The 25,167-nt window shown below is 60.7% G+C and carries 25 protein-coding genes; 14 read left to right on the top strand and 11 right to left on the bottom strand.

The window, feature by feature from the left end; translation table 11 throughout:
• Window positions 1-18 precede the first annotated feature (18 nt).
• The 4 genes from PMI28_RS05480 (at window position 19) to PMI28_RS05495 (ending at window position 3,544) form a co-directional block, all read left to right on the top strand.
• Window positions 19-816 carry a hydroxymethylpyrimidine/phosphomethylpyrimidine kinase gene (locus PMI28_RS05480; RefSeq protein ID WP_007990652.1) on the top strand — a complete coding sequence of 266 codons (798 nt, stop codon included), beginning with the start codon at window positions 19-21 and terminating at the stop codon, window positions 814-816.
• Between the two features lie 31 nt (window positions 817-847).
• Entirely contained in the window at window positions 848-1,471 is a 624-nt protein-coding gene (gene thiE / locus PMI28_RS05485) for a thiamine phosphate synthase (RefSeq protein ID WP_007990651.1), read from the top strand.
• 10 nt (window positions 1,472-1,481) lie between these two features.
• Window positions 1,482-2,765: a glutamate-1-semialdehyde 2,1-aminomutase gene (hemL, locus tag PMI28_RS05490; RefSeq protein ID WP_007990649.1), complete on the top strand. Its 1,284-nt coding sequence runs from the start codon at window positions 1,482-1,484 to the stop codon at window positions 2,763-2,765.
• A 224-nt stretch (window positions 2,766-2,989) separates the two neighbouring features.
• Entirely contained in the window at window positions 2,990-3,544 is a 555-nt protein-coding gene (locus tag PMI28_RS05495; protein WP_007990647.1) for a tetratricopeptide repeat protein, read from the top strand.
• Window positions 3,545-3,726: 182 nt separating this feature from the next.
• Here the strand turns inward: PMI28_RS05495 and PMI28_RS05500 are convergent, their stop codons facing one another.
• A complete protein-coding gene (locus PMI28_RS05500; protein WP_003185742.1) occupies window positions 3,727-4,056 on the bottom strand; it encodes a DUF1820 family protein in 330 nt (109 codons plus the stop codon).
• 133 nt (window positions 4,057-4,189) lie between these two features.
• Between PMI28_RS05500 and miaB the strand changes: the two genes are divergently transcribed.
• The 5 genes from miaB (at window position 4,190) to lnt (ending at window position 9,605) form a co-directional block, all read left to right on the top strand.
• Window positions 4,190-5,518 carry a tRNA (N6-isopentenyl adenosine(37)-C2)-methylthiotransferase MiaB gene (gene miaB, locus PMI28_RS05505; RefSeq protein WP_033063558.1) on the top strand — a complete coding sequence of 443 codons (1,329 nt, stop codon included), beginning with the start codon at window positions 4,190-4,192 and terminating at the stop codon, window positions 5,516-5,518.
• A gap of 215 nt (window positions 5,519-5,733) precedes the next feature.
• Window positions 5,734-6,741 (top strand): PhoH family protein, encoded by a 1,008-nt coding sequence (locus PMI28_RS05510; RefSeq protein WP_007990643.1) that lies wholly within the window; start codon window positions 5,734-5,736, stop codon window positions 6,739-6,741.
• Window positions 6,734-7,228: an rRNA maturation RNase YbeY gene (ybeY, locus tag PMI28_RS05515; protein WP_007990641.1), complete on the top strand. Its 495-nt coding sequence runs from the start codon at window positions 6,734-6,736 to the stop codon at window positions 7,226-7,228. Before PMI28_RS05510 ends, ybeY begins: the two co-directional genes overlap by 8 nt.
• A 5-nt stretch (window positions 7,229-7,233) precedes the next feature.
• Window positions 7,234-8,073: an HlyC/CorC family transporter gene (locus PMI28_RS05520; protein WP_007990639.1), complete on the top strand. Its 840-nt coding sequence runs from the start codon at window positions 7,234-7,236 to the stop codon at window positions 8,071-8,073.
• An 8-nt stretch (window positions 8,074-8,081) separates the two neighbouring features.
• Complete coding sequence (gene lnt / locus PMI28_RS05525) at window positions 8,082-9,605, top strand: apolipoprotein N-acyltransferase (protein ID WP_007990637.1); 1,524 nt, start codon at window positions 8,082-8,084, stop codon at window positions 9,603-9,605.
• Between the two features lie 139 nt (window positions 9,606-9,744).
• Here the strand turns inward: lnt and PMI28_RS05530 are convergent, their stop codons facing one another.
• The gene (locus tag PMI28_RS05530; RefSeq protein ID WP_007990635.1) at window positions 9,745-10,503 is read right to left on the bottom strand and encodes a YdcF family protein; all 759 of its coding nucleotides are present in this window, start codon (window positions 10,501-10,503) and stop codon (window positions 9,745-9,747) included.
• Window positions 10,504-10,607: 104 nt separating this feature from the next.
• On the bottom strand, window positions 10,608-10,928 hold the full coding sequence (locus PMI28_RS05535) for a hypothetical protein (protein ID WP_007990633.1): 321 nt from the start codon (window positions 10,926-10,928) through the stop codon (window positions 10,608-10,610).
• A gap of 281 nt (window positions 10,929-11,209) precedes the next feature.
• On the opposite strand from PMI28_RS05535, the gene leuS reads away from it, so the two are divergent.
• From leuS to PMI28_RS05560, 5 genes are all read left to right on the top strand, one after another.
• Complete coding sequence (leuS, locus tag PMI28_RS05540; RefSeq protein ID WP_007990630.1) at window positions 11,210-13,816, top strand: leucine--tRNA ligase; 2,607 nt, start codon at window positions 11,210-11,212, stop codon at window positions 13,814-13,816.
• A gap of 87 nt (window positions 13,817-13,903) precedes the next feature.
• Window positions 13,904-14,509, top strand: coding sequence for an LPS-assembly lipoprotein LptE (locus PMI28_RS05545; RefSeq protein WP_007990627.1), 606 nt, complete (start codon window positions 13,904-13,906; stop codon window positions 14,507-14,509).
• Window positions 14,510-14,548: 39 nt separating this feature from the next.
• The gene (gene holA / locus PMI28_RS05550) at window positions 14,549-15,586 is read left to right on the top strand and encodes a DNA polymerase III subunit delta (RefSeq protein ID WP_007990626.1); all 1,038 of its coding nucleotides are present in this window, start codon (window positions 14,549-14,551) and stop codon (window positions 15,584-15,586) included.
• A 258-nt stretch (window positions 15,587-15,844) separates the two neighbouring features.
• Complete coding sequence (arfA, locus tag PMI28_RS05555; protein WP_007990624.1) at window positions 15,845-16,009, top strand: alternative ribosome rescue factor ArfA; 165 nt, start codon at window positions 15,845-15,847, stop codon at window positions 16,007-16,009.
• 61 nt (window positions 16,010-16,070) lie between these two features.
• Entirely contained in the window at window positions 16,071-17,393 is a 1,323-nt protein-coding gene (locus tag PMI28_RS05560) for a lytic murein transglycosylase (RefSeq protein ID WP_007990622.1), read from the top strand.
• Between the two features lie 129 nt (window positions 17,394-17,522).
• Here the strand turns inward: PMI28_RS05560 and PMI28_RS05565 are convergent, their stop codons facing one another.
• The 8 genes from PMI28_RS05565 to rodA all read right to left on the bottom strand — a co-directional run bounded on the left by PMI28_RS05565 (window position 17,523) and on the right by rodA (window position 25,162).
• Window positions 17,523-18,473: a S66 peptidase family protein gene (locus PMI28_RS05565; protein WP_007990619.1), complete on the bottom strand. Its 951-nt coding sequence runs from the start codon at window positions 18,471-18,473 to the stop codon at window positions 17,523-17,525.
• Window positions 18,474-18,646: 173 nt separating this feature from the next.
• Window positions 18,647-19,645, bottom strand: coding sequence for a lipoyl synthase (gene lipA / locus PMI28_RS05570; protein ID WP_162130289.1), 999 nt, complete (start codon window positions 19,643-19,645; stop codon window positions 18,647-18,649).
• A gap of 25 nt (window positions 19,646-19,670) precedes the next feature.
• Complete coding sequence (gene lipB, locus PMI28_RS05575; protein ID WP_007990617.1) at window positions 19,671-20,318, bottom strand: lipoyl(octanoyl) transferase LipB; 648 nt, start codon at window positions 20,316-20,318, stop codon at window positions 19,671-19,673.
• Window positions 20,318-20,593 carry a DUF493 domain-containing protein gene (locus tag PMI28_RS05580; protein WP_007990615.1) on the bottom strand — a complete coding sequence of 92 codons (276 nt, stop codon included), beginning with the start codon at window positions 20,591-20,593 and terminating at the stop codon, window positions 20,318-20,320. The genes lipB and PMI28_RS05580 overlap by 1 nt, the downstream gene beginning before the upstream one ends.
• An 87-nt stretch (window positions 20,594-20,680) precedes the next feature.
• Complete coding sequence (locus PMI28_RS05585; protein ID WP_007990613.1) at window positions 20,681-21,838, bottom strand: D-alanyl-D-alanine carboxypeptidase family protein; 1,158 nt, start codon at window positions 21,836-21,838, stop codon at window positions 20,681-20,683.
• A 185-nt stretch (window positions 21,839-22,023) separates the two neighbouring features.
• Window positions 22,024-23,031, bottom strand: coding sequence for a septal ring lytic transglycosylase RlpA family protein (locus tag PMI28_RS05590; RefSeq protein WP_007990611.1), 1,008 nt, complete (start codon window positions 23,029-23,031; stop codon window positions 22,024-22,026).
• On the bottom strand, window positions 23,031-24,041 hold the full coding sequence (gene mltB, locus PMI28_RS05595; RefSeq protein ID WP_007990609.1) for a lytic murein transglycosylase B: 1,011 nt from the start codon (window positions 24,039-24,041) through the stop codon (window positions 23,031-23,033). The genes PMI28_RS05590 and mltB overlap by 1 nt, the downstream gene beginning before the upstream one ends.
• Before the next feature lie 17 nt (window positions 24,042-24,058).
• Window positions 24,059-25,162: a rod shape-determining protein RodA gene (gene rodA, locus PMI28_RS05600; RefSeq protein ID WP_050548075.1), complete on the bottom strand. Its 1,104-nt coding sequence runs from the start codon at window positions 25,160-25,162 to the stop codon at window positions 24,059-24,061.
• Window positions 25,163-25,167: the final 5 nt, after the last annotated feature.

The raw sequence follows: 25,167 nt of genomic DNA, 5'->3' as shown, positions 1-25,167 counted from the left end.
GTGGTAAGCTCGCGCACCATGAATATCTACAGCTCTCGCCCCGTTGTCCTCTGTCTCTCCGGCCACGACCCAAGTGGTGGCGCCGGCTTGCAGGCAGATATCGAAGCCCTGCTCGCTCAGGGTTGCCATGCGGCTCCGGCCGTCACCGCCCTGACCGTGCAAGACACCGTCAATGTCACTGACTTCCGCGTCCTCGACCGTGAGTGGGTATTGGCCCAGGCCAACGCCGTGCTCAACGACTCCGAAGTCGCGGCGGTCAAACTGGGCATGCTCGGTTCCCTGGAAATGGTCGACACCGTGGTCGAACTGCTTTCAGCGCACCCGCATTTGCCAGTGGTCTGCGACCCGGTACTGCGTGCCGGCGGCGGCGGACGCCTGGGCAAGGACGAAGTCGGCTACGCCATGCGCGAACGCCTGCTGCCCTTGTCGATCATTGCCACCCCCAACCTTCCTGAAGCCCGAATCCTCGCCGAACTGCCTGAAGGCACCGCGGACGAGTGCGCTGAAAAACTCTTGCCGTTCGTCAAACACCTGCTGATCACCGGTGGCCATGGCGACGAAACCGAAATCCACAATCGCCTGTACAGCCGCGACGGCTTGCGTGAAACCTTTACCTGCCAGCGCTTGCCGGGCAGTTATCACGGTTCCGGTTGCACCCTGGCCAGTGCACTGGCCGGTCGTCTGGCCCAGGGCGAAAACCTCGTCAGCGCCGTGCAGACCGCGCTTAACTACACATGGCGCACCCTGCGTGATGCCGAACAGTTGGGCAAAGGCCAGTTCGTGCCGCGCCGTTTGCCACTGGATTTCTGTTCGTAACTTCTATTTGTAATGCAGTGAGGCTTGTCCGATGAAACTACGTGGCCTGTACGCCATTACCGATAGCCAGTTGCTGGCCGGTAAATTTCTTTCGTACGTGGAGGCGGCGCTGGAAGGCGGCGTCACCCTGCTGCAATACCGCGACAAGAGCAGTGACGAGGCCCGCCGCCTGCGTGAGGCCGAAGCCCTGCGCGACTTGTGCGAACGCTACAAGACCCAGTTGATCATCAACGACGACGCCGAACTGGCGGCACGCCTGAACGTCGGCGTGCACCTGGGCCAGACCGATGGTCCGTTGTCGCCGACTCGTGCCTTGCTGGGTCGCGATGCGATCATTGGCTCGACCTGCCACGCGCAACTGGGTCTCGCCGAACAGGCCGCCAAAGAAGGCGCCAGTTATGTCGCCTTCGGCCGCTTCTTCAATTCCAATACCAAGCCTGGCGCACCGACCTGCAGCCTCGAACTGCTCGATCAGGCCCGCCAGCAACTGCACTTGCCGATCTGCGCGATCGGCGGCATCACCCTGGACAACGCCGCCCCGCTGGTGGCCCATGGGGTCGATCTGCTGGCCGTGGTGCATGGCCTGTTCGGCGCCGAGAGCACGGCTGAAGTCACCCGCCGTGCCCGCGCTTTTAACGAATTACTTAAAATCTGAGAGCCCGATCATGTCTCGTTCCGAAACGCTGTTTGCCAATGCCCAGAAACACATTCCCGGTGGCGTGAACTCACCGGTTCGCGCGTTCAAGAGCGTCGGCGGCACGCCGTTGTTCTTCAAACACGCCGAAGGCGCCTACGTCACCGACGAAGACAACAAGCGCTATGTGGATTACGTCGGTTCCTGGGGCCCGATGATCCTCGGCCACAGCCATCCGGACGTGCTGGACGCGGTGCGCAAGCAGCTGGAGCACGGCCTGTCCTACGGCGCCCCGACCGAGATGGAAACGCAGATGGCCGACCTGGTCTGCTCGCTCGTGCCGTCGATGGAAATGGTGCGTATGGTCAGTTCCGGCACCGAAGCGACCATGAGTGCTATCCGCCTGGCCCGAGGCTTCACCGGCCGCGACAGCATCATAAAATTCGAAGGCTGCTACCACGGGCACTCCGACAGCCTGCTGGTCAAGGCCGGTTCCGGCGCACTGACCCAAGGCGTACCGAGCTCGGCCGGTGTACCGGCGGCATTCGCCAAACACACCCTGACCTTGCCGTTCAACGACATCGATGCCGTTGAGAACATGCTCGCCGAAGTTGGTCAGGATGTGGCCTGCATCATCGTCGAGCCAGTGGCCGGCAACATGAACTGCGTGCCGCCCGCACCGGGCTTCCTCGAAGGCCTGCGGACCCTGTGCGACAAACACGGCGTGGTGCTGATTTTCGACGAAGTGATGACCGGTTTCCGTGTCGCCCTCGGCGGCGCCCAGGCTTATTACGGCGTAACCCCGGACCTGACCACCTTCGGCAAAATCATCGGTGGCGGCATGCCGGTCGGCTGCTTCGGTGGCAAGCGCGAAATCATGCAGCGCATCGCCCCGCTGGGCCCGGTCTACCAGGCCGGTACGCTGTCCGGTAACCCGCTGGCGATGGCCGCCGGCCTGACCACCCTGCGCCTGATCAGCCGTCCGGGCTTCCACGCCGAGCTGACCGACTACACCACTCGCCTGCTCGACGGCCTGCAACAGCGCGCCGATGCGGCTGGCATTCCGTTCGTGACCACTCAGGCCGGCGGCATGTTCGGCCTGTACTTCAGCGGCGCCGACAACATCGTTACTTTCGATGACGTGATGGCCAGCGACGCAGCGTTGTTCGGACGCTTCTTCCACCTGATGCTGGAGGGCGGCGTCTACCTGGCACCGAGCGCATTCGAAGCCGGGTTCACCTCGATCGCCCATGGCGAAGCTGAACTGAAGCTGACCCTGGATGCCGCCGAGCGCGCCTTCGCGGCATTGAAGTAACGCTGAATGGCTGACGTTGGCCATTGCCAGCGTCAGCTTTCGCCTACATTCCCGCGTCTTTTCCTACTCACCTGCAAATAATCCTCCGCAAAGTGGGCGATAAATTTCCCGCGCAGCAGAAAAACGAGTAAAGACTTTGTAAGGTTGCCCCTGCTTATTTCATAATGCGCGCTTATTGGATCCCTCGATGGGTCCGCGCGCCCTTCAGAGGTAAGTCGATTCCCATGAACCGCACCGGCCGCACCCTTGCACTGGGCTGCCTGTTGCTTCTTCAGCCCCTGCTCGCGCACGCACAAGCAGGCGGCAACTCGTTGTTAATCCCAGCGATGGGTCGCTGCACCCTCAATACCCAGCCGCAAGATCTGGAACAGGCGCTCGCCGCCTGCCAGAAAGCGTCGGATGAAGGGGATGCGCAAGCGCAATACGAGTTGGGTGAGTTCTACTACGAAGGTAAAAACGCGCCACGTGACCTCAATCAAGCCCTGAGTTATTTCGAAAAGGCTTCATTGCAAGGCCATGCCCAGGCGCAATTCAAGCTCGGCACCATGTTTTTCCACGGCGAAGGCGTGCCGGCCAATAACGTTCAGGCGTACATCCTGCTGAAGATGGCGGCGGTCAACGGCGCCGAAGACGCACTGGACACCGCCGACGAAGTCACCGAAAAAATGCCCCGCGAAGAACTGGAGCTTGCCACCCAGGTGCTCGGGCAAATTTTCCGTAAATATCTGATGGAATTGCAAAGCGCTGACGGGCGCACGCCTTTCGCGCCACTGCCCTGAGCATTGCTGACTGCGAGGTGGCTTGTTGTGGCGAGGGAGCTTGCTCCCGCTCGGCTGCGAAGCAGGCGCAAGACCGAAACGCGCGGCGTGTCAGGCAGAGTGTGATTGCAGGGTTTAGGGCCGCTTCGCACCCCAGCGGGAGCAAGCTCCCTCGCCACAACAAGCCTCGCTGCCGCTGCTGCTTACTTCTCAGGCATCGGCATCGGAAACGGCATGACATTGCCGACCGCGCCACGGGCTTCGCTGATTTTCGGTGTCCCCAGACGCTCGACTTCGTCGATACGCACGATCGAATGCATCGGCACAAAACTGCGCACCACGCCCTCGAACTGAGCCTTGAGCTTTTCTTCGCTCGGATCGACGACCACTTGCGTGCGCTCGCCAAAGACGAACTCTTCCACTTCCAGAAAGCCCCACAGATCACTTTGATAGATCTGCTTGGCGTACATTTCGAACACCTGGCCCTGGTTGAGGAAAATCACCTTGTAGATTGGAGCTTCACGTTTGGTCATGGTGGGCGGGTAACAAATCGGGGTAAAAATGAGGGCGCAAACTATAGCACAGCCGTCGGACGCGCAACGGTAGGAACCTCGGGACATGTTCCCTATAATGCGCGGTTCTTTGAATCAGGTGATGACTCTTTCCATGGCCAAGAAGCTTTACATCGAAACCCACGGTTGCCAGATGAACGAGTACGACAGCTCGCGCATGGTCGATCTGCTGGGCGAACATCAGGCCCTGGAAGTCACCGCCCGCGCTGAAGACGCCGACGTGATCCTGCTCAACACCTGCTCGATCCGCGAACGTGCACAGGACCGCGTCTACTCCCAACTCGGACGCTGGCGCGAACTGAAACTGGCCAATCCGGACATGGTGATTGCCGTCGGCGGTTGCGTGGCCAGCCAGGAAGGCGCAGCCATCCGTGACCGCGCACCGTATGTCGACGTGGTCTTCGGCCCGCAGACCCTGCACCGCCTGCCGGAAATGATCGACGCCGCGCGTACCAGCAAGCTGCCGCAAGTCGACGTCTCGTTCCCGGAAATCGAAAAATTCGACCATTTGCCCGAGCCGCGCATCGACGGCCCGAGCGCTTACGTGTCGGTCATGGAAGGTTGCAGCAAGTACTGCACGTTCTGCGTGGTGCCCTACACCCGCGGCGAAGAGGTCAGCCGGCCGTTCGACGACGTGATTGCCGAGATCATTCACCTCGCCGAAAACGGCGTGCGCGAAGTAACGCTGCTGGGGCAAAACGTCAACGGCTATCGCGGCCTCACCCATGACGGGCGCCTGGCTGATCTGGCGGAGCTGATCCGCGTGGTCGCCGCTGTCGATGGCATCGACCGCATCCGTTACACCACGTCGCATCCACTGGAATTCTCCGACAGCCTGATCCAGGCCCACGCCGATGTGCCGGAGCTGGTCAAGCACCTGCACTTGCCGGTGCAATCGGGCTCGGACCGTATCCTCGCGGCGATGAAGCGCAACCACACCGCACTGGAATACAAATCCAAACTGCGCAAGCTGCGCGCCGCCGTGCCGGGGATCTGCATCAGCTCGGACTTCATCGTTGGCTTCCCGGGCGAGACCGAAAAAGACTTCGAACAAACCATGAAGCTGATTGCCGACGTCGGTTTCGACTTTTCCTACTCGTTCGTCTACAGCCAGCGCCCGGGCACACCGGCCGCCGACCTGGCCGATGAAACCCCGGAAGAACTGAAAAAAGAGCGCCTGAACGCCCTGCAACATCGCCTGAACCAGCAAGGCTTCGAGATCAGCCGACAAATGGTCGGTTCGATCCAGCGGATCCTGGTGACCGATTACTCGAAAAAAGACCCCGGCGAGCTGCAAGGCCGGACCGAGAATAACCGTATCGTCAACTTCCGCTGCGACAATCCGACCCTGATCGGCCAATTCGCCGACGTGCACATCGATGCCGCACAGCCGCACTCGCTGCGGGGTTCGCTGATTCAATAACACCGAATACCCCTGTGGGAGCGGGCTTGCTCGCGAAGGCGGTCTGTCAGCACCATTAATGTCGACTGACACTCCTTCTTCGCGAGCAAGCCCGCTCCCACAGGTACAGCGCCAGAGACAGGAATCGGGTTGCCTCATTTAAGAGCTTTCGCACCCACGCCACTGGCGTTATCCTTGATTTCATCCCAATTGCCCCAGGGCGGCTAAATACGACCTTGAACGCACCCATAGAACCACATCGTTTCATCCTCGAGCCTTTTGAAGCTCGCCGCTTCGCCAATCTGTGCGGGCAATTCGACGAGCATTTGCGCTTGATCGAACAGCGCCTGACCATCGAGATCCGCAATCGCGGAAATCAGTTCGAGCTGATCGGCGAACCCAAACACACCACCTCCGCGGAAAACCTCCTGCGCCGCCTGTACCGGGAAACCAAGGGTACCGAGCTGTCGCCGGACATGGTTCACCTGTTCCTGCAGGAATCGGCCGTCGAAGAGCTGGACAACCACTCCCCCGCCGAACCGTCCGTGGCCCTTCGCACCAAGAAAGGCATGATTCGCCCCCGTGGCTTGAATCAAATACGCTACGTGAAGGAAATCCTCGGTAACGACATCAACTTCGGTATTGGTCCGGCCGGTACCGGCAAGACCTACCTGGCCGTCGCCTGCGCGGTCGATGCGCTGGAGCGCGAGCAGATTCGCCGCATCCTGCTGGTTCGTCCGGCGGTCGAAGCAGGTGAAAAGCTCGGTTTCCTGCCCGGCGATCTCGCCCAAAAGATCGACCCGTACCTGCGCCCGCTCTACGACGCGCTCTACGAAATGCTCGGCTTCGAATACGTTGCCAAGCTGATCGAGCGCCAGGTGATTGAAGTCGCACCACTGGCGTACATGCGTGGTCGTACGCTGAACAACAGCTTCATCATTCTCGACGAAAGCCAGAACACCACGGTCGAACAAATGAAGATGTTCCTGACCCGGATCGGCTTCGGCTCCACGGCCGTCATCACCGGGGACATCACCCAGGTCGACCTGCCACGCGGCACCAAGTCCGGCCTGCGTCACGTGATCGAAGTGCTCAAGGATGTGCCGGGCATCAGCTTCACCCACTTCCAGCCCAAGGACGTCGTGCGCCATCCACTGGTGCAGCGCATCGTCGAAGCCTACGAGCGTTTCGAAAACCATGCGACCGATGATGCAGCCGTCAAGGATAGCCGCCGCGATGCTTGAGCTTGACCTGCAAATCGCCACCGAAGCCAGCGCCCCCAGCGAAGCCGAGTTCCGCCAATGGTGCGAACTGGCGCTGCGCCAGCGTACCGCCGATTCGGAGATGACCATTCGTCTGGTCGACGAAGCCGAAGGCCGCGAGCTGAACCACACCTGGCGGCAAAAGGATTACGCAACTAACGTCTTGTCATTCCCGGCCGATGTGCCGGATGAGTTCCTCGACATCCCGCTGCTGGGCGATCTGGTGATCTGCGTGGCCGTGGTCGAGCGTGAAGCCGCCGAACAGGGCAAGCAACTCGAGGCCCATTGGGCGCACCTGGTGATTCACGGCTGCTTGCATCTGCTCGGTTACGACCATATTGATGACGACGAAGCCGAAGAGATGGAAGCACTGGAACGAACGTTGCTTGCAGAACTGGGCTTTCCCGATCCGTACGCGGACGACGAAACCGATTTATCCCCTACCGAAACAACAAAGGATTCAGAGTAATCGCTATGAGCGAAGATCGATCGAGCAACGGGCAGAAGTCATGGCTGGGTAAGCTCACCCAGGCTTTTGCCCACGAGCCGAAAAACCGCCAGGAGCTGCTGGAGCTGCTGCGCGATGCACACCAGAACAAACTGCTGGACAGCGAAGCGCTGGCAATCGTCGAAGGCGCCATCCAGGTGGCTGACTTGCAAGTCCGGGACATCATGGTCCCGCGCTCGCAAATGGTCAGCATCAAGGCGACCCAGACACCCCGCGAGTTCCTGCCTGCCGTGGTCGACTCGGCCCACTCCCGTTACCCGGTCATCGGCGAAAGCCACGATGACGTGATGGGCGTGTTGCTGGCCAAGGACCTGCTGCCGTTGATCCTCAAGGAGAACGGCGAGAGCTTCAACATCAAGGACCTGCTGCGCCCGGCCACCTTTGTGCCGGAGTCCAAGCGCCTTAACGTGTTGCTGCGCGAATTCCGCGCCAACCACAACCACATGGCCATCGTCATCGACGAGTACGGCGGCGTGGCCGGCCTGGTAACCATCGAAGACGTGCTGGAACAAATCGTCGGCGACATCGAAGACGAACACGACGTCGAAGAAGACAGCTACATCAAGCCGCTGCCCAGCGGTGATTTCCTGATCAAGGCCCTGACACCGATCGAGAACTTCAACGAGTTTTTTGACAGTGAATTCTCCGACGACGAGTTCGATACCGTTGGCGGCCTGGTGATGAGCGCGTTCGGGCATTTGCCAAAACGCAACGAAATCACTGAAATCGGCCCGTACCGTTTCCGCATCCTGAACGCCGACAGCCGTCGGATTCACTTGCTTCGCCTGACGCCCATTGCTCGCTAAGGATTGAAATGCGCTGGACAACCCGCCCCGGCTGGCCCGGTAACCTGCTGGCCGTGGCGGCCGGTGCAATCACCACCCTGGCCCTGGCACCGTTCGATATCTGGCCACTGGCACTGCTCGCCGTCGGCCTGTTCTATGCCGGATTGCGCGAGCTGAGCCCACGCCAGGCGCTGGGTCGCGGCTGGTGTTTCGGTTTCGGCCTGTTCGGTGCCGGCACCAGCTGGATCTACTACAGCATTCACCATTTCGGCGGCGCCTCGGTGTTGCTGGCCGGTTTCCTGATGTTGATCTTCACGGCGGCGATTGCCTGGTTCTTTGCCCTGCCCGCCTGGATTTGGGCGCGCTGGCTGCGCCGCAATGAGGCGCCGCTGGCCGATGCCCTGGCCTTCGCTGCGCTGTGGGTCGCCCAGGAAGCCTTCCGCGGCTGGTTCCTGACGGGTTTCCCGTGGCTGTATTCCGGTTACAGCCAGCTCGACGGCCCACTGGCCGGGCTGGCGCCCATCGGCGGGATGTGGCTGATTTCGTTCACCCTGGCCCTGACGGCCGCGTTGATCTACAACGGCTTGCGCCTGGTTCGCACGGGGCGCAAAGGCTTCATTGCTGCAGGTGCATTGCTGCTGGTCGGCCCCTGGCTGATCGGGACGGCACTCAAGCACCACGCCTGGACCAGCCCGTCAGGCCCGCCACTGAGCGTTGCCGCCATTCAGGGCAACATCGAACAAAGCATGAAGTGGGACCCGGCGCAGCTCAACGCGCAACTGGCGCTGTACCGCGACATGAGCTTCAGCTCCAAACGCGTCGATTTGCTCATCTGGCCGGAAACGGCGATCCCGGTGCTCAAGGAGTCCGCCGAGGGCTACCTGAACATGATGGGCAGCTTCGCGGCCGAGCGTAAATCGGCGCTGATCACCGGTGTCCCGGTCCGCATGGAAGTACGCCATGAAAAGCGCTTCTTCAATGGCATCACCGTTACCGGTGAGGGCGACGGCACTTATCTCAAGCAAAAACTGGTGCCGTTTGGTGAGTATGTTCCGCTGCAGGATGTACTGCGCGGGCTGATCGCCTTCTTCGACCTGCCAATGTCGGACTTTGCCCGCGGCCCGGCTGACCAGCCGCTGCTGCAAGCCAAGGGTTATCAGATTGCGCCGTTCATCTGCTATGAAGTGGTTTATCCGGAGTTCGCCGCCAGCCTTGCCGCCCGTAGCGACCTGTTGCTGACCATCAGCAACGACACCTGGTTCGGCACCTCCATCGGTCCGCTGCAACACCTGCAGATGGCGCAGATGCGTGCACTGGAGGCCGGCCGCTGGATGATCCGCGCCACCAACAATGGCGTGTCCGGCCTGATCAACCCGTTCGGTCAGATTACCGATCAGATCCCGCAGTTCGAACGCGGCATCCTGTATGGCGAAGTGGTGCCGATGCACAACCTCACGCCGTACCTGGAATGGCGTTCGTGGCCATTGCTCATAGTCTGCGTGTTGTTGTTTGGCTGGGCGCTGATTGCGGGCCGGATGGCCAAAACCGTTTAAAAGCTTCGCGAGCAAGCCCGCTCCCACACTGGATCTAAGCCGGTCCCAGTATTTGTGTACGACGCCGATCAAATGTGGGAGCGGGCTTGCTCGCGAAGGCGGCATCACAGGCACCGCATCAATCAGTGCCGACATCACCTCAGTAGAACAACGAATAACCGATCTGCCCCACCGCCTCGTTCATCAACTGCCCGTTCTGCCAGATCGCCTTGAACTCCGGCATCCAGCCACCCAGTGGCTGCGCGCTGTCGCCACCCAGAAACCCTACTGGCGCCGGCACCACCTCAAACCCGGCCTTGCGGAAACTCCAGGCCGCTCGCGGCATATGCCAGGCGTGAGTCACCAGCACCACACGCTTGATACCCTGTGGAAGCAACACTTCGGCGCTGAACTGCGCATTTTCCCAGGTCGTGCGGCTGCGTCCTTCCTGCCAGCGCACGGTCACGCCAAAATCGTCACGCAAGGAATCAGCCATCATCTGCGCCTCGCTGGGTGGCGTGCCGTAATGCAAGCCGCCGCTGGTCAATACCGGCAAGCCGGAAGCCTTGGCCAGTCGCGCGGCAAAGCGCTGGCGCTCCAGGCCGACACCCGTGGGCTGGTCGGCACCCCAGGCCACGTCACCGCGCTCGCGCCCCGAACCGAGGATCACGATCGCGTCCGCGCGTTGCCCCATGACTGGCCATTCATCGCGGGCCAGCGGTGGCTCACGCTCAAGCAGGCCGGCACTCCACTGCACCACCACCGGCAGACTCATCAGCCACAAACCACCCAGCCCCAAAGCAAAGCACGCACTGGCAAGCCTTGGCCTTGAGCGGCGCAACCACCAGGCAAGCAAAAGCAGCAGCAAAAGAACGCCAGGTGGCAAAAGAAGTTGTTTTACGAAATAACGAAAAAGCATCGAGCATCTCCCGGAGATGCCCGAAGCCTAAGTGGGTTAGCGCAATGCGACAATCAATACAGAGGGACTATGCTTCAAAAAATCATGGAGCATGGCTCTGTGCCCTATTTGAACTGCATAGACCGGACCTTTACCGCGTCTCTGCCGGGAACCTTGTCCTTGAGCCAGATGATCTTGGCCGAACGTGGTGCGTCGAGTTGCTTTATCGCCTCTGACAAGCATCCGTGCGTCTCACGTTCACTGCGATCCAGATACGCCTTGACCAGTGCAAACTCTGCGGGGCTCAGGCCACGCAGTTCCAGTTCCAGAGGGCGTTCGTCGCGCAACCGGCTAGCGGTTTTTGCCGCATCCAGGGCCAAGGCCAAACGATCGATCAGCCTTTCGTATAGCTCCGGTTTTGTAGCTTTTTGCTGTGACTCAACCATCCCTCACCTCATTGGAAGATAAGACCTACTCCCCAGTTAGAGCTTAGCTTCCATGAACAAACCGGCTGAACGCCGCGACCAACGGCCCTCGCAGCGGTTTTTGCAGGACGTGCGGCAGCAATCAGGGTTTCCCTCGGCAGAGCGCGGTCATGTATGCTACGGCGCTTCCTGTAACTCCACTTCCAGCTCGGCTGGGCATCGAAAACGCCAATGTGGCGAGATCAGCGTCCAGCGTTGCATTGAAGAGGATTAGGCCACCCCTATTCAGTTCAAAAGTAGCCATGCACGAACAATATCAGCCCCGTGAAATCGAAGCCGCCGCCCAGTCGTTCTGGGACGAGCAAAAGTCCTTTGAAGTCAGTGAACAGCCAGGCAAGGAGACTTACTACTGCCTGTCGATGTTCCCTTACCCCAGCGGCAAGCTACACATGGGGCATGTGCGCAACTACACCATCGGCGACGTGATCTCCCGCTACCAGCGCATGCAAGGCAAGAACGTTCTGCAACCGATGGGTTGGGACGCCTTCGGCATGCCGGCGGAAAACGCCGCGATGAAGAACAACGTAGCGCCCGCCAAGTGGACCTACGAAAACATCGCCTATATGAAAAGCCAGCTGCGCAGCCTGGGCCTGGCGGTGGACTGGTCGCGCGAAGTGACCACCTGCAAGCCGGATTACTACCGCTGGGAACAATGGCTGTTCACCCGCCTGTTCGAAAAAGGTGTGATCTACAAAAAAAGCGGCACCGTGAACTGGGACCCGGTCGACCAGACCGTCCTGGCCAACGAACAGGTGATCGACGGTCGCGGCTGGCGTTCCGGCGCGCTGATCGAAAAGCGCGAAATCCCGATGTACTACTTCAAGATCACCGCCTACGCGGATGAGCTGCTGGAGAGCCTCGACGAACTGACTGGCTGGCCTGAACAGGTCAAGACCATGCAGCGCAACTGGATCGGCAAGTCCCGCGGCATGGAAGTGCAGTTCCCGTACAACGTCGATTCCATCGGCGAAACCGGCGCACTGAAAGTCTTCACTACCCGTCCGGACACCCTGATGGGCGCAACCTATGTTGCCGTGGCCGCCGAGCACCACCTGGCGACCCTGGCCGCGCAGAACAATCCTGAGCTGCAAGCGTTCATCGCTGAATGCAAGGGCGGCAGCGTGGCCGAAGCCGACGTCGCCACCCAGGAGAAAAAAGGCCTGCCAACCGGCCTGTTCGTCGAGCACCCGCTGACCGGCGAGAAACTGCCGGTATGGGTCGCCAACTACGTGCTGATGCACTACGGCGATGGCGCGGTGATGGCGGTTCCGGCCCACGACGAACGCGATTTCGAATTCGCCCACAAGTACAACCTGCCGGTTAAATCGGTCGTGCGCACCAGTTCCGGTGACAGCAACCCGGCACCATGGCAAGACGCCTACGGCGAGTACGGCACGCTGATCAATTCCGGCGAGTTCGATGGCCTCGACTTCGCGGGCGCCTTCGACGCCATCGAAGTCGCGCTGATCAAGAAAGAACTGGGCGCCTCGCGTACCCAGTTCCGCCTGCGCGACTGGGGCATCAGCCGCCAGCGCTACTGGGGCTGCCCGATCCCGATCATCCACTGCGGCACTTGCGGTGACGTGCCGGTGCCGGAAGATCAACTGCCTGTCGTACTGCCGGAAGACGTCGTACCCGATGGCGCCGGTTCGCCACTGGCGCGCATGCCCGAGTTCTACGAGTGCACCTGCCCTAAATGCGGCGCGCCGGCCAAGCGTGAAACCGACACCATGGACACCTTCGTCGAGTCCTCGTGGTACTACGCCCGTTACGCCTCGCCGCACTATGAAGGCGGCCTGGTAGAAAAATCGGCGGCCGACCACTGGCTGCCGGTTGACCAGTACATCGGCGGTATCGAACACGCGATTCTTCACCTGCTCTACGCACGTTTCTTCCACAAGCTGATGCGTGACGAAGGCCTGGTGAGCTCCAACGAGCCGTTCAAGAACCTGCTGACCCAGGGCATGGTGATCGCCGAGACTTACTATCGTCGCGAAGCCAACGGCGCTTACACCTGGTTCAACCCGGCGGACGTCGAGCTCGAGCGTGACAGCAAGGCCAAGGTTATCAGCGCCAAATTGAAAGCTGATGGCTTGCCGGTGGAAATCGGTGGCACCGAGAAAATGGCCAAGTCAAAGAACAACGGCGTCGACCCACAGTCGATGATTGACCAGTTCGGTGCAGACACCTGCCGCCTGTTCATGATGTTCGCCTCGCCACCTGACATGAGCGCGGAATGGTCTGACTCCGGCGTAGAAGGTTCGCACCGTTTCCTCAAGCGCGTCTGGCGTCTGGCTCAAGCACACGTCACTCAGGGCCTGCCGGGCAAACTGGACGTCGCCAGCCTGAATGACGAGCAGAAAGCCGTTCGTCGCTCGATCCACCTGGCCATCAAGCAGGCCAGCCAGGACGTCGGCCAGAACCACAAGTTCAACACCGCCATCGCTCAGGTCATGACGCTGATGAACGTGCTGGAAAAAGCCGCGCAAAGCACCGAACAGGATCGCGCACTGATTCACGAAGGTCTGGAAACCGTGACTCTGCTGCTGGCTCCGATCACGCCGCACATCAGCCACGAACTGTGGAATCAACTGGGTCACGCTGACCCTGTGATCGACGCCGGTTGGCCGGTGCAGGACGACAGCGCACTGGTGCAGGACAGCCTGACGCTTGTCATCCAGGTCAACGGCAAACTGCGTGGCCAGATCGAAATGCCGGCCAGTGCCAGCCGTGAAGAAGTCGAAGCCGCCGCCCGTGCCAACGAGAACGTCCTGCGCTTCGTCGACGGTCTGACCATTCGTAAAGTGATCGTAGTGCCCGGGAAACTGGTCAATATCGTCGCCAGCTAATTGGATCAGGCGCCAGGTGAGCCTGGCGCCGAGTAAAACCTTTCGGGCCGCTTGATCGGCCCACATGGTTTCAAGGGGAGCAACAAGATGATCAAACGCAATCTGCTGGTGATGGGCCTCGCGGTTCTGTTGAGCGCCTGCGGTTTCCAGCTGCGCGGCACCGGCACCGACGAACTGGCGATCAAGGAACTCGACCTGAGTGCCCGCAACGCCTATGGCGAAACCGTGACCCAATTGCGTCAGGTACTGATAGGCAGCGGCGTCAAGGTCTATACCGGCGCACCGTACAAACTGGTGCTGACCAATGAGCAGGAAAGCCAGCGCATCCTCAGCTACGCAGGCGCCAGTAGTACCGGCGAGTACCAGGTCACCACCGTGCTGAACTACGACATCCGTGGTCGCGGTGATCTGCCATTGTTGAGCGACAAGCTTGAAGTGCAGAAAGTCTATATGCACGACGGCAGCAACCTGGTGGGTTCCGACCAGGAAGCCGCAACGGCCCGGACGGAGTCCCGCCGCGAGCTGGTTCAACGCATGATGCTGCGCCTGCAACAACTGAACCCTGGCCAGCTGGATCAGTTGCAACAGACTGCCGAAGCCAGGGCCAAGGCTGATGCCGCGGCACTGGAAGCGGCAAAGAAGGCTGAAGCGGAAACCCCGCGTCAGTCGCCTGTCGAACTGCCGCAGCAGTAAGACTTACGGGGCGCTCAGGCGCCCCGTTTGCCCTTTCTTATGAAGCTCGCCCCCGCCCAACTCGCCAAACACCTGCAAGGCGCCCTTGCGCCGGTCTACATCATCAGCGGCGATGACCCGCTGCTGTGTCAGGAGGCGGCCGACGCTATTCGCGCTGCCGCCCGTCAGCAGGGATTCGATGAACGCCAGGTGTTTGCCGCCGACGCCAGTTTCGACTGGGGAACGTTGCTGCAAGCCGGTGCCAGCATGTCGCTGTTTGCCGAAAAACGTCTGCTGGAACTGCGCCTGCCTTCCGGTAAACCCGGCGATAAAGGTGCCGCCGCGCTTATCGAATACTGCTCGCGCCCGGCCGAAGACACCGTGCTGCTGATCAGCCTGCCAAAACTCGATGGCAGCGCGCAGAAAACCAAGTGGGGCAAAGCGCTGGTCGAAGGACAGCAGACCCAGTTCGTGCAGATCTGGCCAGTCGATGTCGCCCAGTTGCCGAGCTGGATCCGCCAACGCCTGTCCCAGGCCGGGCTTTCCGCCAGCCAGGACGCCGTTGAGCTGATCGCTGCGCGGGTCGAGGGCAACTTGCTGGCCGCGGCCCAGGAAATCGAAAAGCTCAAACTGATGGCCGAAGGGGGACAGATCACCGTTGAAACCGTGCAGGCTGCGGTGGCCGACAGTGCGCGCTTCGACGTCTTCGGCCTGACCGATGCGGTGCTCAATGGCGAAGCGGCCCATGCCTTGCGCATGCTCGAAGGCTTGCGCGGCGAAGGCGTCGAGCCGCCGGTGATTCTCTGGGCCCTGGCCCGGGAGTTGCGCCTGCTGGCCAATATTTCCCTGCAATACAGCCAGGGGACGCCGCTGGACAAGGCCTTCAGCCAGGCCAAACCTCCGGTCTGGGACAAACGCAAACCGTTGATGAGCAAAGCTCTGCAACGCTACTCGGCGCAACGCTGGGCGCAACTGCTGCTCGAAGCACAGCGCATCGACGCGCAGATCAAGGGCCAGGCGGCCGGTTCGCCGTGGATGAGCCTGAGCCGATTGACGCTGTTGATGGCCGGGCAACGGCTGACATTGCCGGCGGAGTAATCCACTTTCCTGTGGCGAGGGGGCTTGCCCCCGTTCGGCGGCGAAGCCGTCGTAAAATCGACATACACGGTTTAACTGCACTACCGCGTGCACCGGTTATGGGTGCGCTTCGCGCCCCAACGGGGGCAAGCCCCCTCGCCACAAAACACCAACCTCACGCCCCATTCAGAATGTTCCTACTCTATACGGGACTAGACAGCCCCCCAACTTCGGCCGATGATTTGCCCCGCAAAAACCACCTCCTTGCGAGACATCATCATGAGCAAAAAGCCGTCAAAACACGGCCCCAACAAGGCCAAATCCATCATCGCCCAGCCACTGTTCCGCAGCCGCCAGGAACGCCCGGCCAAGGGCAAAGGCAGTTACCGCCGCGAAGCCTTCCAGTCTGACAGCTGGGAGGCTTCTTACTTTCTGGCTGCTTAAAGCAGAACACCCCTTTGACATGGTAAGGTCTGTACCTGATTCGTACTCCCTGGACCCGTGCATGCCCTTTTGTCTTCTCCGTCGTTGGCACTTACGCCAATTGATCGCTGCATCCAGCCTTGTTTTGCTTGTCGCCTGTGCGGAAAAACCGACCGCAGCCGACGCTCAGCCGCTTCAGACGCTCCCTGTCGCCACCGCCCCGGCGGTTGTTCCGCCTGTGGTTCCGACGGGTGAGAACCTCGATATCCAGCCAACCCAGACCTTTGCCGAATGGCAGGAGGGTTTCCGCAAGGATGCCCTGGCCGCCGGTATCCGCGCCGATCTGTTTGATCGCGCTTTCGCCAATGTCAGCTTCGACCCTAGCGTGATCCGTGCCGATCGCAGCCAACCGGAATTCGCAAAACCGGTGTGGGAATACCTCGATGGCGCCTTGTCGCCGCTACGGGTCCGTAAAGGCCAGTCGCTGATCAACCAGTACGCTGACATCCTGCAAAGCATCGAGCAGCGTTACGGCGTTAACCGTCAGGCGCTGGTAGCCGTGTGGGGAATGGAAAGCAACTTTGGCCAGTTCCAGGGCAACAAGTCGGTGATCAACTCGCTGGCGACCCTGGCCTACGAAGGCCGTCGGCCCGGTTTCGCCCACGCGCAATTGATTGCAGCCCTGCAAATCCTGCAACAAGGCGATATCGAACCCGAGAAGATGCTCGGATCCTGGGCCGGCGCCATGGGCCAGACCCAATTCATCCCGACCACCTACAACACCCATGCCGTGGACTTCGATGGTGACGGCCGTCGCGATATCTGGGGCAGCTCGGCCGACGCCCTGGCCTCGACCGCGCACTACCTGCAAAGCTCAGGCTGGCAGCGAGGTCAGCCGTGGGGCTTTGAAGTCCAGCTGCCGAGCGGCTTCAACTACGTGCTGGCCGATGGCACGATTCGCAAGAGTGTCGCCGAATGGCGGCAACTGGGCATTACGCTACCCAATGGCGGCCAGGTCCCAGCCGGCTCGGAGCAACTGTCCGCAGCACTGCTGTTGCCGGCAGGCTATCGTGGCCCGGCGTTCCTGGTGTTCGATAACTTCCGTGCGATTCTCAAGTACAACAACTCGTCGTCCTACGCCTTGGGGGTGAGCCTGTTGTCCGAACGCTTCAATGGCGCAGGCTTGATCAGCGGCATGTGGCCAAAGGATGACCTGCCACTGAGCCGTACCGAGCGGATCGAACTGCAAAACCTGTTGAGCGCGCAAAACTACGACGCCGGCACCGCCGACGGGATCATTGGCGCCAATACCCGCAAGGCGATCCGCAGCGCCCAGCAGTCGTTTGGCTGGCCGGCGGATGGCTATCCGACACACAAGTTGCTGGAAGGTTTGCGTAACCGCTAGTTAACTGTACGGCTGAAACCGCTTTCGCGAGCAAGCCCGCTCCCACATTTAACCGCGCTCCTGCATGGGAATACGGTCGAATGTGGGAGCGGGCTTGCTCGCGAAGACTGACTGACAGACAGCGAAAATCTAGCGCCTGACCACCACGTCCTGCTCCAACACCAACTCCTTGTTCCCTGCATCCAGCCGCACCAACGCCCCCATGGGCAAGGTCAGGTTCGGGTCGCAATGGCCGCTGCGCCATCCGGACAGTACCGGAATCTTCAATGCCTCGAAGGTCTGCTTGAGCAACCGCTCCAGCGCGGTCACCTCCACGCCCGCCACATCCCCGACCAACACGCCGCGCAGCTTGTGCAACGTGCCTGCCAGCCGCAGCTGGGTCAGCAACCGGTCGATGCGATACAGCGGCTCGTTGATGTCCTCGATCAACAGAATGACGCCCTCGGCGTCCATCTCGTAAGGCGTGCCCATGGTTGCGGTAATCATGGCCAGATTGCCGCCGAGCAAGCGTCCATGGGCAATGCCCGGCTCGATCGTGGTCAGCGGGTAGGCCACCGGGTGCGCCAGCACTGTGCCCGCCCTCACCTGCCCTCGCAGCATGTTGAAGAAGGAAGACTCTGTAGGTTGTTGCTTGTCACCCAGCAGGTCGGCATTGAGCATCGGCCCATGAAACGTCACGAAGCCTGCATATCGGCTGATTGCCAAATGCAGCGCAGTGATGTCGCTGTAGCCGACGAACGGCTTGGCGTTGTCACGCAACAACTTGAAATCGATACGATCGAGCAGCCGGGGCGTGCCGTATCCGCCACGCAGACAAATGATGGCATCGACGTCACGATCCGCGAACGCGGCGTGCAGATCGTTCAGGCGCACATCATCACTGCCGGCCAGATAGCCGTCTTTCTCGTAGACCCCGGGAAACACTTTCAGTGAATAACCCCGGGCACGCATCCATCGTAGCGCCTTGTCGGTGTCCAGCGCCGCGGGACCGGCGGGTGCAATAACGCCGATCATGCCTTCCGACGGCAGTGCCGGGACGGGAGCTTGAGGGCAAAGGCTGTGGATCGGTCGAGCGGTCATCCGTGAATCTCCCTGCGTGAAAACTTCAGCACACAGTAGTCAGGAACGGGGACAAACAGAAGAGGGTCCGTCGCCCCGCAAGTTGCAGGAAAATACGGCCAGTGCCGTAGGCCAGGCAAAAAAACGCCCGCGAGGCTTTGAAACCTTGCGGGCGTTTTATGTTTCACCGTCGATCAGGACGACATCAGCTCGGCCTTGACCAGCTTGGCCTGCTCGTCGGCGTGATACGAGGAGCGTACCAACGGACCCGAAGCAACGTTCTTGAAGCCCATCTTGTAGCCTTCCTCGGCGAACCAGGCGAAGGTGTCCGGGTGCACGAAGCGCTGCACCGGCAAGTGGCTGCGGGACGGTTGCAGGTACTGGCCCAGGGTCAGCATGTCGATGTCGTGTTCGCGCATGCGCTTCATGACTTCGATGACTTCTTCGTCGGTTTCGCCCAGGCCCAGCATCAAGCCGGACTTGGTCGGAATGTGCGGCATCATCTGCTTGAAGCGTTGCAGCAAGGTCAGCGACCACTGGTAGTCCGAACCCGGACGCGCAGCCTTGTACAGGCGCGGCACGGTTTCCAGGTTGTGGTTGAACACATCCGGTGGCTCGGCAGCAGTGATTTCCAGCGCGATGTCCATGCGGCCACGGTAGTCCGGGACCAGGGTTTCGAGCTGCACGTTCGGCGACAGCTTGCGGATTTCGCGGATGCAGTCGGCAAAGTGCTGGGCACCACCGTCGCGCAGGTCATCACGGTCCACCGAGGTGATCACCACGTACTTCAGGCGCAGGTCGGCGATGGCGATGGCCAGGCTTTCCGGCTCGTTGACGTCCAGTGGCTTCGGACGGCCGTGGCCGACGTCGCAGAACGGGCAACGACGGGTGCAAATGTCACCCATGATCATGAAAGTCGCGGTGCCACCGGAGAAGCACTCGCCCAGGTTCGGGCAGGACGCTTCTTCACAGACGCTGTGCAGCTTGTGTTTGCGCAGCAGGGCCTTGATGCGGTCGACTTCCGGCGAAACCGGGATGCGTACACGAATCCAGTCAGGTTTTTTCGGCAGTTCGGTGGTCGGAATGATCTTCACCGGGATGCGTGCAACCTTCTCGGCGCCGCGCAGCTTGACGCCGGCTTCAACCTTGGGACGCGGGGCCGGGCGCTCGGTGACATCAAGCGTCGGGATCATGGTTTGCACTGCATCAGTAGTCATATCAGTCGATTCCGCCCGTCAGGGTCGTCTGCTCAGCATAGTCGAGGTGTTTGACGAGCTGCGCGCGCAGCCGGGCACTTACCTCGGCAAATTCAATCGGTCCTGCGTGATCGCTCAGCTGGGTCATCGCCAGCCCGGCGTAGCCGCAGGGATTAATCCGTCGAAACGGTTCCAGGTTCATGTCCACGTTCAAGGCCAGGCCATGAAAGGAACAACCGTGGCGGATCCGCAGACCCAGGGAAGCGATTTTCGCCCCGTCGACATAAACACCCGGTGCATCAGGCTTGGCCGCGGCGGTCACGCCGTAACTGGCGAGCAGCTCGATCAGGCATTGCTCCATCCGGGTGACCAGATCGCGCACACCAAAACCGAGCTTGCGTACGTCCAGCAGCAGATATGCCACCAGTTGGCCGGGGCCGTGGTAGGTCACCTGACCACCACGGTCGACCTGCACCACCGGAATATCACCGGGAAGTAGCAGATGCTCGGCCTTGCCCGCCTGGCCCTGGGTGAACACCGGGGGGTGTTCCACCAGCCAGATTTCGTCGGCGGCATCGCTGCCGCGTTCGTTGGTGAAGCGTTGCATGGCGTGCCAGACCGGCTCGTAAGCCATCTGGCCGAGCTCGCGAAAGCCCAGCGTGCCGGACATCACAACACCATGTGCACGAAGCCGGTGGCCCGCAGTTCGCTGTTGATGTTGTACAGCTGGTCCTGGTCGGTCGCGACGATGTGCAACTGAATGGTGGTGTATTTGCCGTTGCTGCTCTGGCGCTCGTCAACACGCTCATCGTTGATCTTGGCGTGTTTCTCGACGATCTTGATGATCTTGTCCTTGTTGCCCACACCGGTATCGCTGATTACCTTAACGGGATAGTCAGTGACCGGGAATTCGATCTTTGGCGCCTTTACTTCGGTATCGGTCATGGCGTAACGGCCTCTTGAGCGTAAGCCGTGGCGACGGGCATGGCCCCGTGCTGGATCAGCACGGGGCCATGCAGGTGCACACTAAATTCAGTTGAACAAGCCGTAGAAGAATAGACGGATGCTATCCCACATGCGGCGGAAGATACCACCTTCCTCGACAGCGTCCAGAGCGATCAGGTCAGCGCTGTGCACCACCTTGTCGTCCAGTTTCACTTCGACTTTACCGATCACGTCGCCCTTGGCGATTGGTGCGACCAGTTGCGGGTTCATGGTCATGCTGGCAGCGAGCTTTTTCAGCTGGCCTTTCGGCAGGGTCATGGTCAGGTCTTCGGCCAGGCCGGCCTTGACTTGATTGGTGGAGCCTTTCCAGACAGGCGCCTGAGCCAGCTCGGCACCCTTCTGATAGAAGGTCTGGGTTTCGAAGAAGCGGAAACCGTAGGTCAGCAGTTTCTGGGTTTCTGCGGCACGAGCCACTTCGCTGTTGGTGCCGAACACCACGGCGATCAGGCGCATGCCATCACGTACAGCCGAAGACACCATGCAGTAGCCCGCTTCGTCGGTGTGGCCGGTTTTCAGACCGTCGACAGTCTTGTCGCGCCACAGCAGCAGGTTACGGTTGGGTTGCTTGATGCCGTTCCAGAAGAACTCTTTCTGCGAGTAGATCGCGTAGTGAGCCGGGTCTTCGTGGATGATCGCGCGGGCCAGCACAGCCATGTCGTGAGCCGACGAGTAGTGCTCCGGGTTCGGCAGGCCGGTCGGGTTCATGAAGTGGGTGTTGGTCATGCCCAGGTCGGCGACGGTCTTGTTCATCAGGTCGGCGAAGGCGTCTTCGCTACCGGCGATGTGCTCGGAGAGCGCGACACTGGCGTCGTTACCCGACTGGATGATGATGCCGTGCAGCAAGTCGCTGACGGTGACCTGCGAGCCGACCTTGATGAACATCCGCGAACCGCCGGTACGCCAGGCGTTTTCGCTGACGGTCACCGGATCGTTTTCGCCGATCTGGCCACGACGGATTTCCAGGGTCGCGATGTACGCGGTCATCAGCTTGGTCAAGCTGGCCGGTGGCAGACGCTGGTCACCGTTGTTCTCGACCAGCACATTACCGCTGCTGGCATCCATGAGCACGTAGGCCTTGGCGGCCAGTTGCGGTGGCGACGGCATCATCTCGACCGCGAACGCGGCAGGTGAGAGGAGCAGCGGGACTAGCAGGAACAGGCGTTTGGCAAAGGTGGTGATGTTCATCCGTCTCTCGAAATCGCTAATGGAAACTGCCCAAGGGCAAAACTAATCAGATGACTTTCTAACGAGTCATCGCGTGTTCAGCTGCTCACTCTGTAACCCTTGCCGGGCTTTTGTTCTTCAACGAGCCAACAACCTGATTCACCCCCCAATCGCTGGTGAATCGTCAATCAAGTTCTACGTGTTGCTTATTCCGTGACCACACTTGGCGAACCAAGGTTGGCCAGACGCACACTGTTCTGCACCTGCTGGATTTCACCCGGCGATCCGATCGGGCCCAGGCGAACCCGATGCAGGGTCTGCTGATTGCGCACGATCGAACTGATGAACACCGGAGCGCTCACCATCCCGCTGAGCTTCGATCTCAGGAGTTCTGCAGCGTCCGGGTTGGCGAACGCGCCCACCTGCAGATACTGGCCAGAGGCTGGTACAGAAGCGTTTTTTTTTGCATCAAGCTGCACCGGCACGACCGCGGCAGCGTGTTGCTGCGGCGGCGGTGTCCATTGCTCGACGGTGCCGGCCGAGGCCGTGATCACCGGGGCGCTATTCTGCGCGACTTGCGGCTCGTTGAGCATCAAAGGCGCCGGACGGCCTTTCGCTGCCCACCATTGCTGCGGGTCGATGCCTTCGACCTTGACCCGCGCGGTGCCGGTTTCGGCATAGCCGAGTTTCTTGGCGGCAGCGTAGGACAAGTCGATGATCCGGTCCGAGTAGAACGGCCCGCGGTCGTTGACTCGCAGGATCACGCTCTTGTTGTTGTCCAGGTTGGTCACCCGAACGTAACTCGGCAGCGGTAATGTCTTGTGCGCGGCACTCATGCCGTACAGGTCATACACTTCGCCGTTGGCGGTGTTCTGGCCATGGAACTTGGTGCCGTACCAGGACGCCGTACCCGACTGCACGTAGGTCTTGGATTCTTGCAACGGGAAGTAAGTCTTGCCGAGCACGGTGTACGGGTTGGCCTTGTACGGGCCGGTGTGCAGGGTCGGTGTGGCGTCCGGGATGCGCGACACATCGACGTCCCACCATGGCGCGCCATCCTTGTGGGCGCGGTTGATGTCCAGCCCCGGCGCCGAGCGCACGGCGGTGGATGATTTCTGCGCCGGCGCACGGCTCGTCGAACAACTGGCGACCAGCACTGCCAACGCGGCGAATGCCAGCAGCTTCAGGGGTTTACTCATAGGCAATGCCCGCATTACTTGACGCCCCGTGCTTGGACCAGCTGTTCAGACAGTTGATGTACGGCCATGGCGTACATCACGCTGCGGTTATAACGCGTGATCGCGTAAAAATTCTTCAGCCCCATCCAGTATTCGGGGCCATTGTCGCCTTCCAGGCGGAATGCGGTAACCGGCATATCATCGCGCAGCGCATCATGACTTGACCACCCCAGGGCTCGCAACTCCCCGACGGTTTTCGTCGGCTCGATTCCAGTGGTCAAACCTTCGTCGACCTGCTCGCCACGGATGTCGGCGCGGCTGACCACCGGTTCGCCGGCGACCCAGCCATGACGCTTGAAGTAACTGGCGACACTGCCAATGGCGTCGTCCGGATTGGTCCAGATGTTGATATGGCCATCACCGTCGAAATCCACCGCATAGGCGCGGAAACTGCTCGGCATGAATTGCGGCAATCCCATTGCGCCGGCGTAGGAGCCTTTGAGCGTCAACGGATCAACCTGCTCTTCACGGGCCAGCAGCAGGAACTCACGCAATTCCTTGCGGAAAAACTCGGCACGGGGAGGATAGTCGAAACCCAGGGTCGACAAGGCATCGATCACCCGGAAATTTCCGGTATTGCGGCCGAAAAAGGTTTCAACGCCGATGATCGAGACAATCACCTGGGCCGGCACACCGTATTCCTGCTCGGCACGGGCCAACACCGCCTCGTGCTGACGCCAGAAGTCCACACCCCGGGCAATGCGCGCATCGGTGATGAACATCGGGCGATATTCGCTCCACTGCTTGACCCGTTCGGCGGGTTTCGAGATGGCGTCCAGAATCGACTGCTTGCGCTCGGCTTCACGGAACACGCCCATCAATTGTTCACCGGCGAAACCGTAGTCGCGGGTCATTTCACCGACGAATTCGGCCACCTGGGGTGAGCCTTCGTAGTCGCCGGCCAACGCTTCCTGCACGGTGCCAAGGATGCTTACCAGGCCGACCCATGGCGCGTATCGAGTCGCCCAGCCACGCATTACTTGCATTGAAAATTTCACCTTATTCAAACTTGCGCGATCCACTTGCGATGGGTATGGATCGACATCAAAACCCCAAACGCTGACAGCAGCGTCACCAGCGAAGTTCCTCCGTAGCTAATGAACGGCAACGGCACCCCCACCACCGGCAACAGGCCACTGACCATACCGATGTTGACGAAAACATAAACAAAAAACGTCATGGTCAGGCTGCCCGCGAGCAACTTGCCGAACAATGTCTGTGCCTGGGCGGTAATCACCAGGCCGCGGCCGATCAATAGCAGGTAGATCAGCAACAGCGCGCAGATCCCCACCAGGCCGAACTCTTCACCCATTACGGCAATGATGAAGTCGGTATGGCTTTCCGGCAGGAAGTCCAGGTGCGACTGGGTGCCCAGCAACCAGCCCTTGCCGAACACACCGCCGGAGCCGATGGCGGCCTTGGACTGGATGATGTTCCAGCCGGTGCCGAGCGGATCGCTCTCTGGGTCCAGGAATGTCAGGATTCGCTGCTTCTGGTAGTCGTGCATGATGAAGAACCACATGGCAACCGCCACGGGTACGGCGGCGGCGAGCACGCTGAGAATCCAGCGCCAGCGCAAACCGCCCATGAACAGTACGAAAGCGCCGCCGGCCAGGATCAGCAGCGAAGTGCCGAGGTCCGGTTGGCGCACGATGAGTATGAACGGGATGCCGATCAGCATCAGACTGATGCCGACATGCTTGAGCTGCGGCGGCAAGGTGCGTTTGGACAAGTACCAGGCGATGGTCGCCGGCATCAGGATCTTCATGAATTCCGAGGGCTGGAAGCGAATCACGCCGGGGATATTGATCCAGCGCGTGGCGCCCATGGCGTTGTGACCCATGACATCCACCACGACCAGCAAGAGCACGCCAATCACATAGCCGATCGGCACCCAGCGGGCCATGAAGCGCGGTTCGAACTGAGCGATGACGATCATCGACACCAGGCCGATGCCGAACGAGGTGGCCTGCTTGGCCAGCAAGTCCCAGCTCTTGCCACTGGCCGAATACAGCACGAACAGGCTGCCGGCAGCGAGGGTCAGCAGCAGGATCAGCAGCGGGCCATCGATGTGCAGGCGTTGCAGCAGTGTCGCACGACGACGCATCACAT

Source organism: Pseudomonas sp. GM48 (genome assembly GCF_000282335.1).
In the GTDB taxonomy this organism is placed as follows: Bacteria; Pseudomonadota; Gammaproteobacteria; order Pseudomonadales; family Pseudomonadaceae; genus Aquipseudomonas.
The sequence above is the reverse complement of the archived record's forward strand: the minus strand, read 5'-3'. Positions and strand labels throughout refer to the sequence as shown.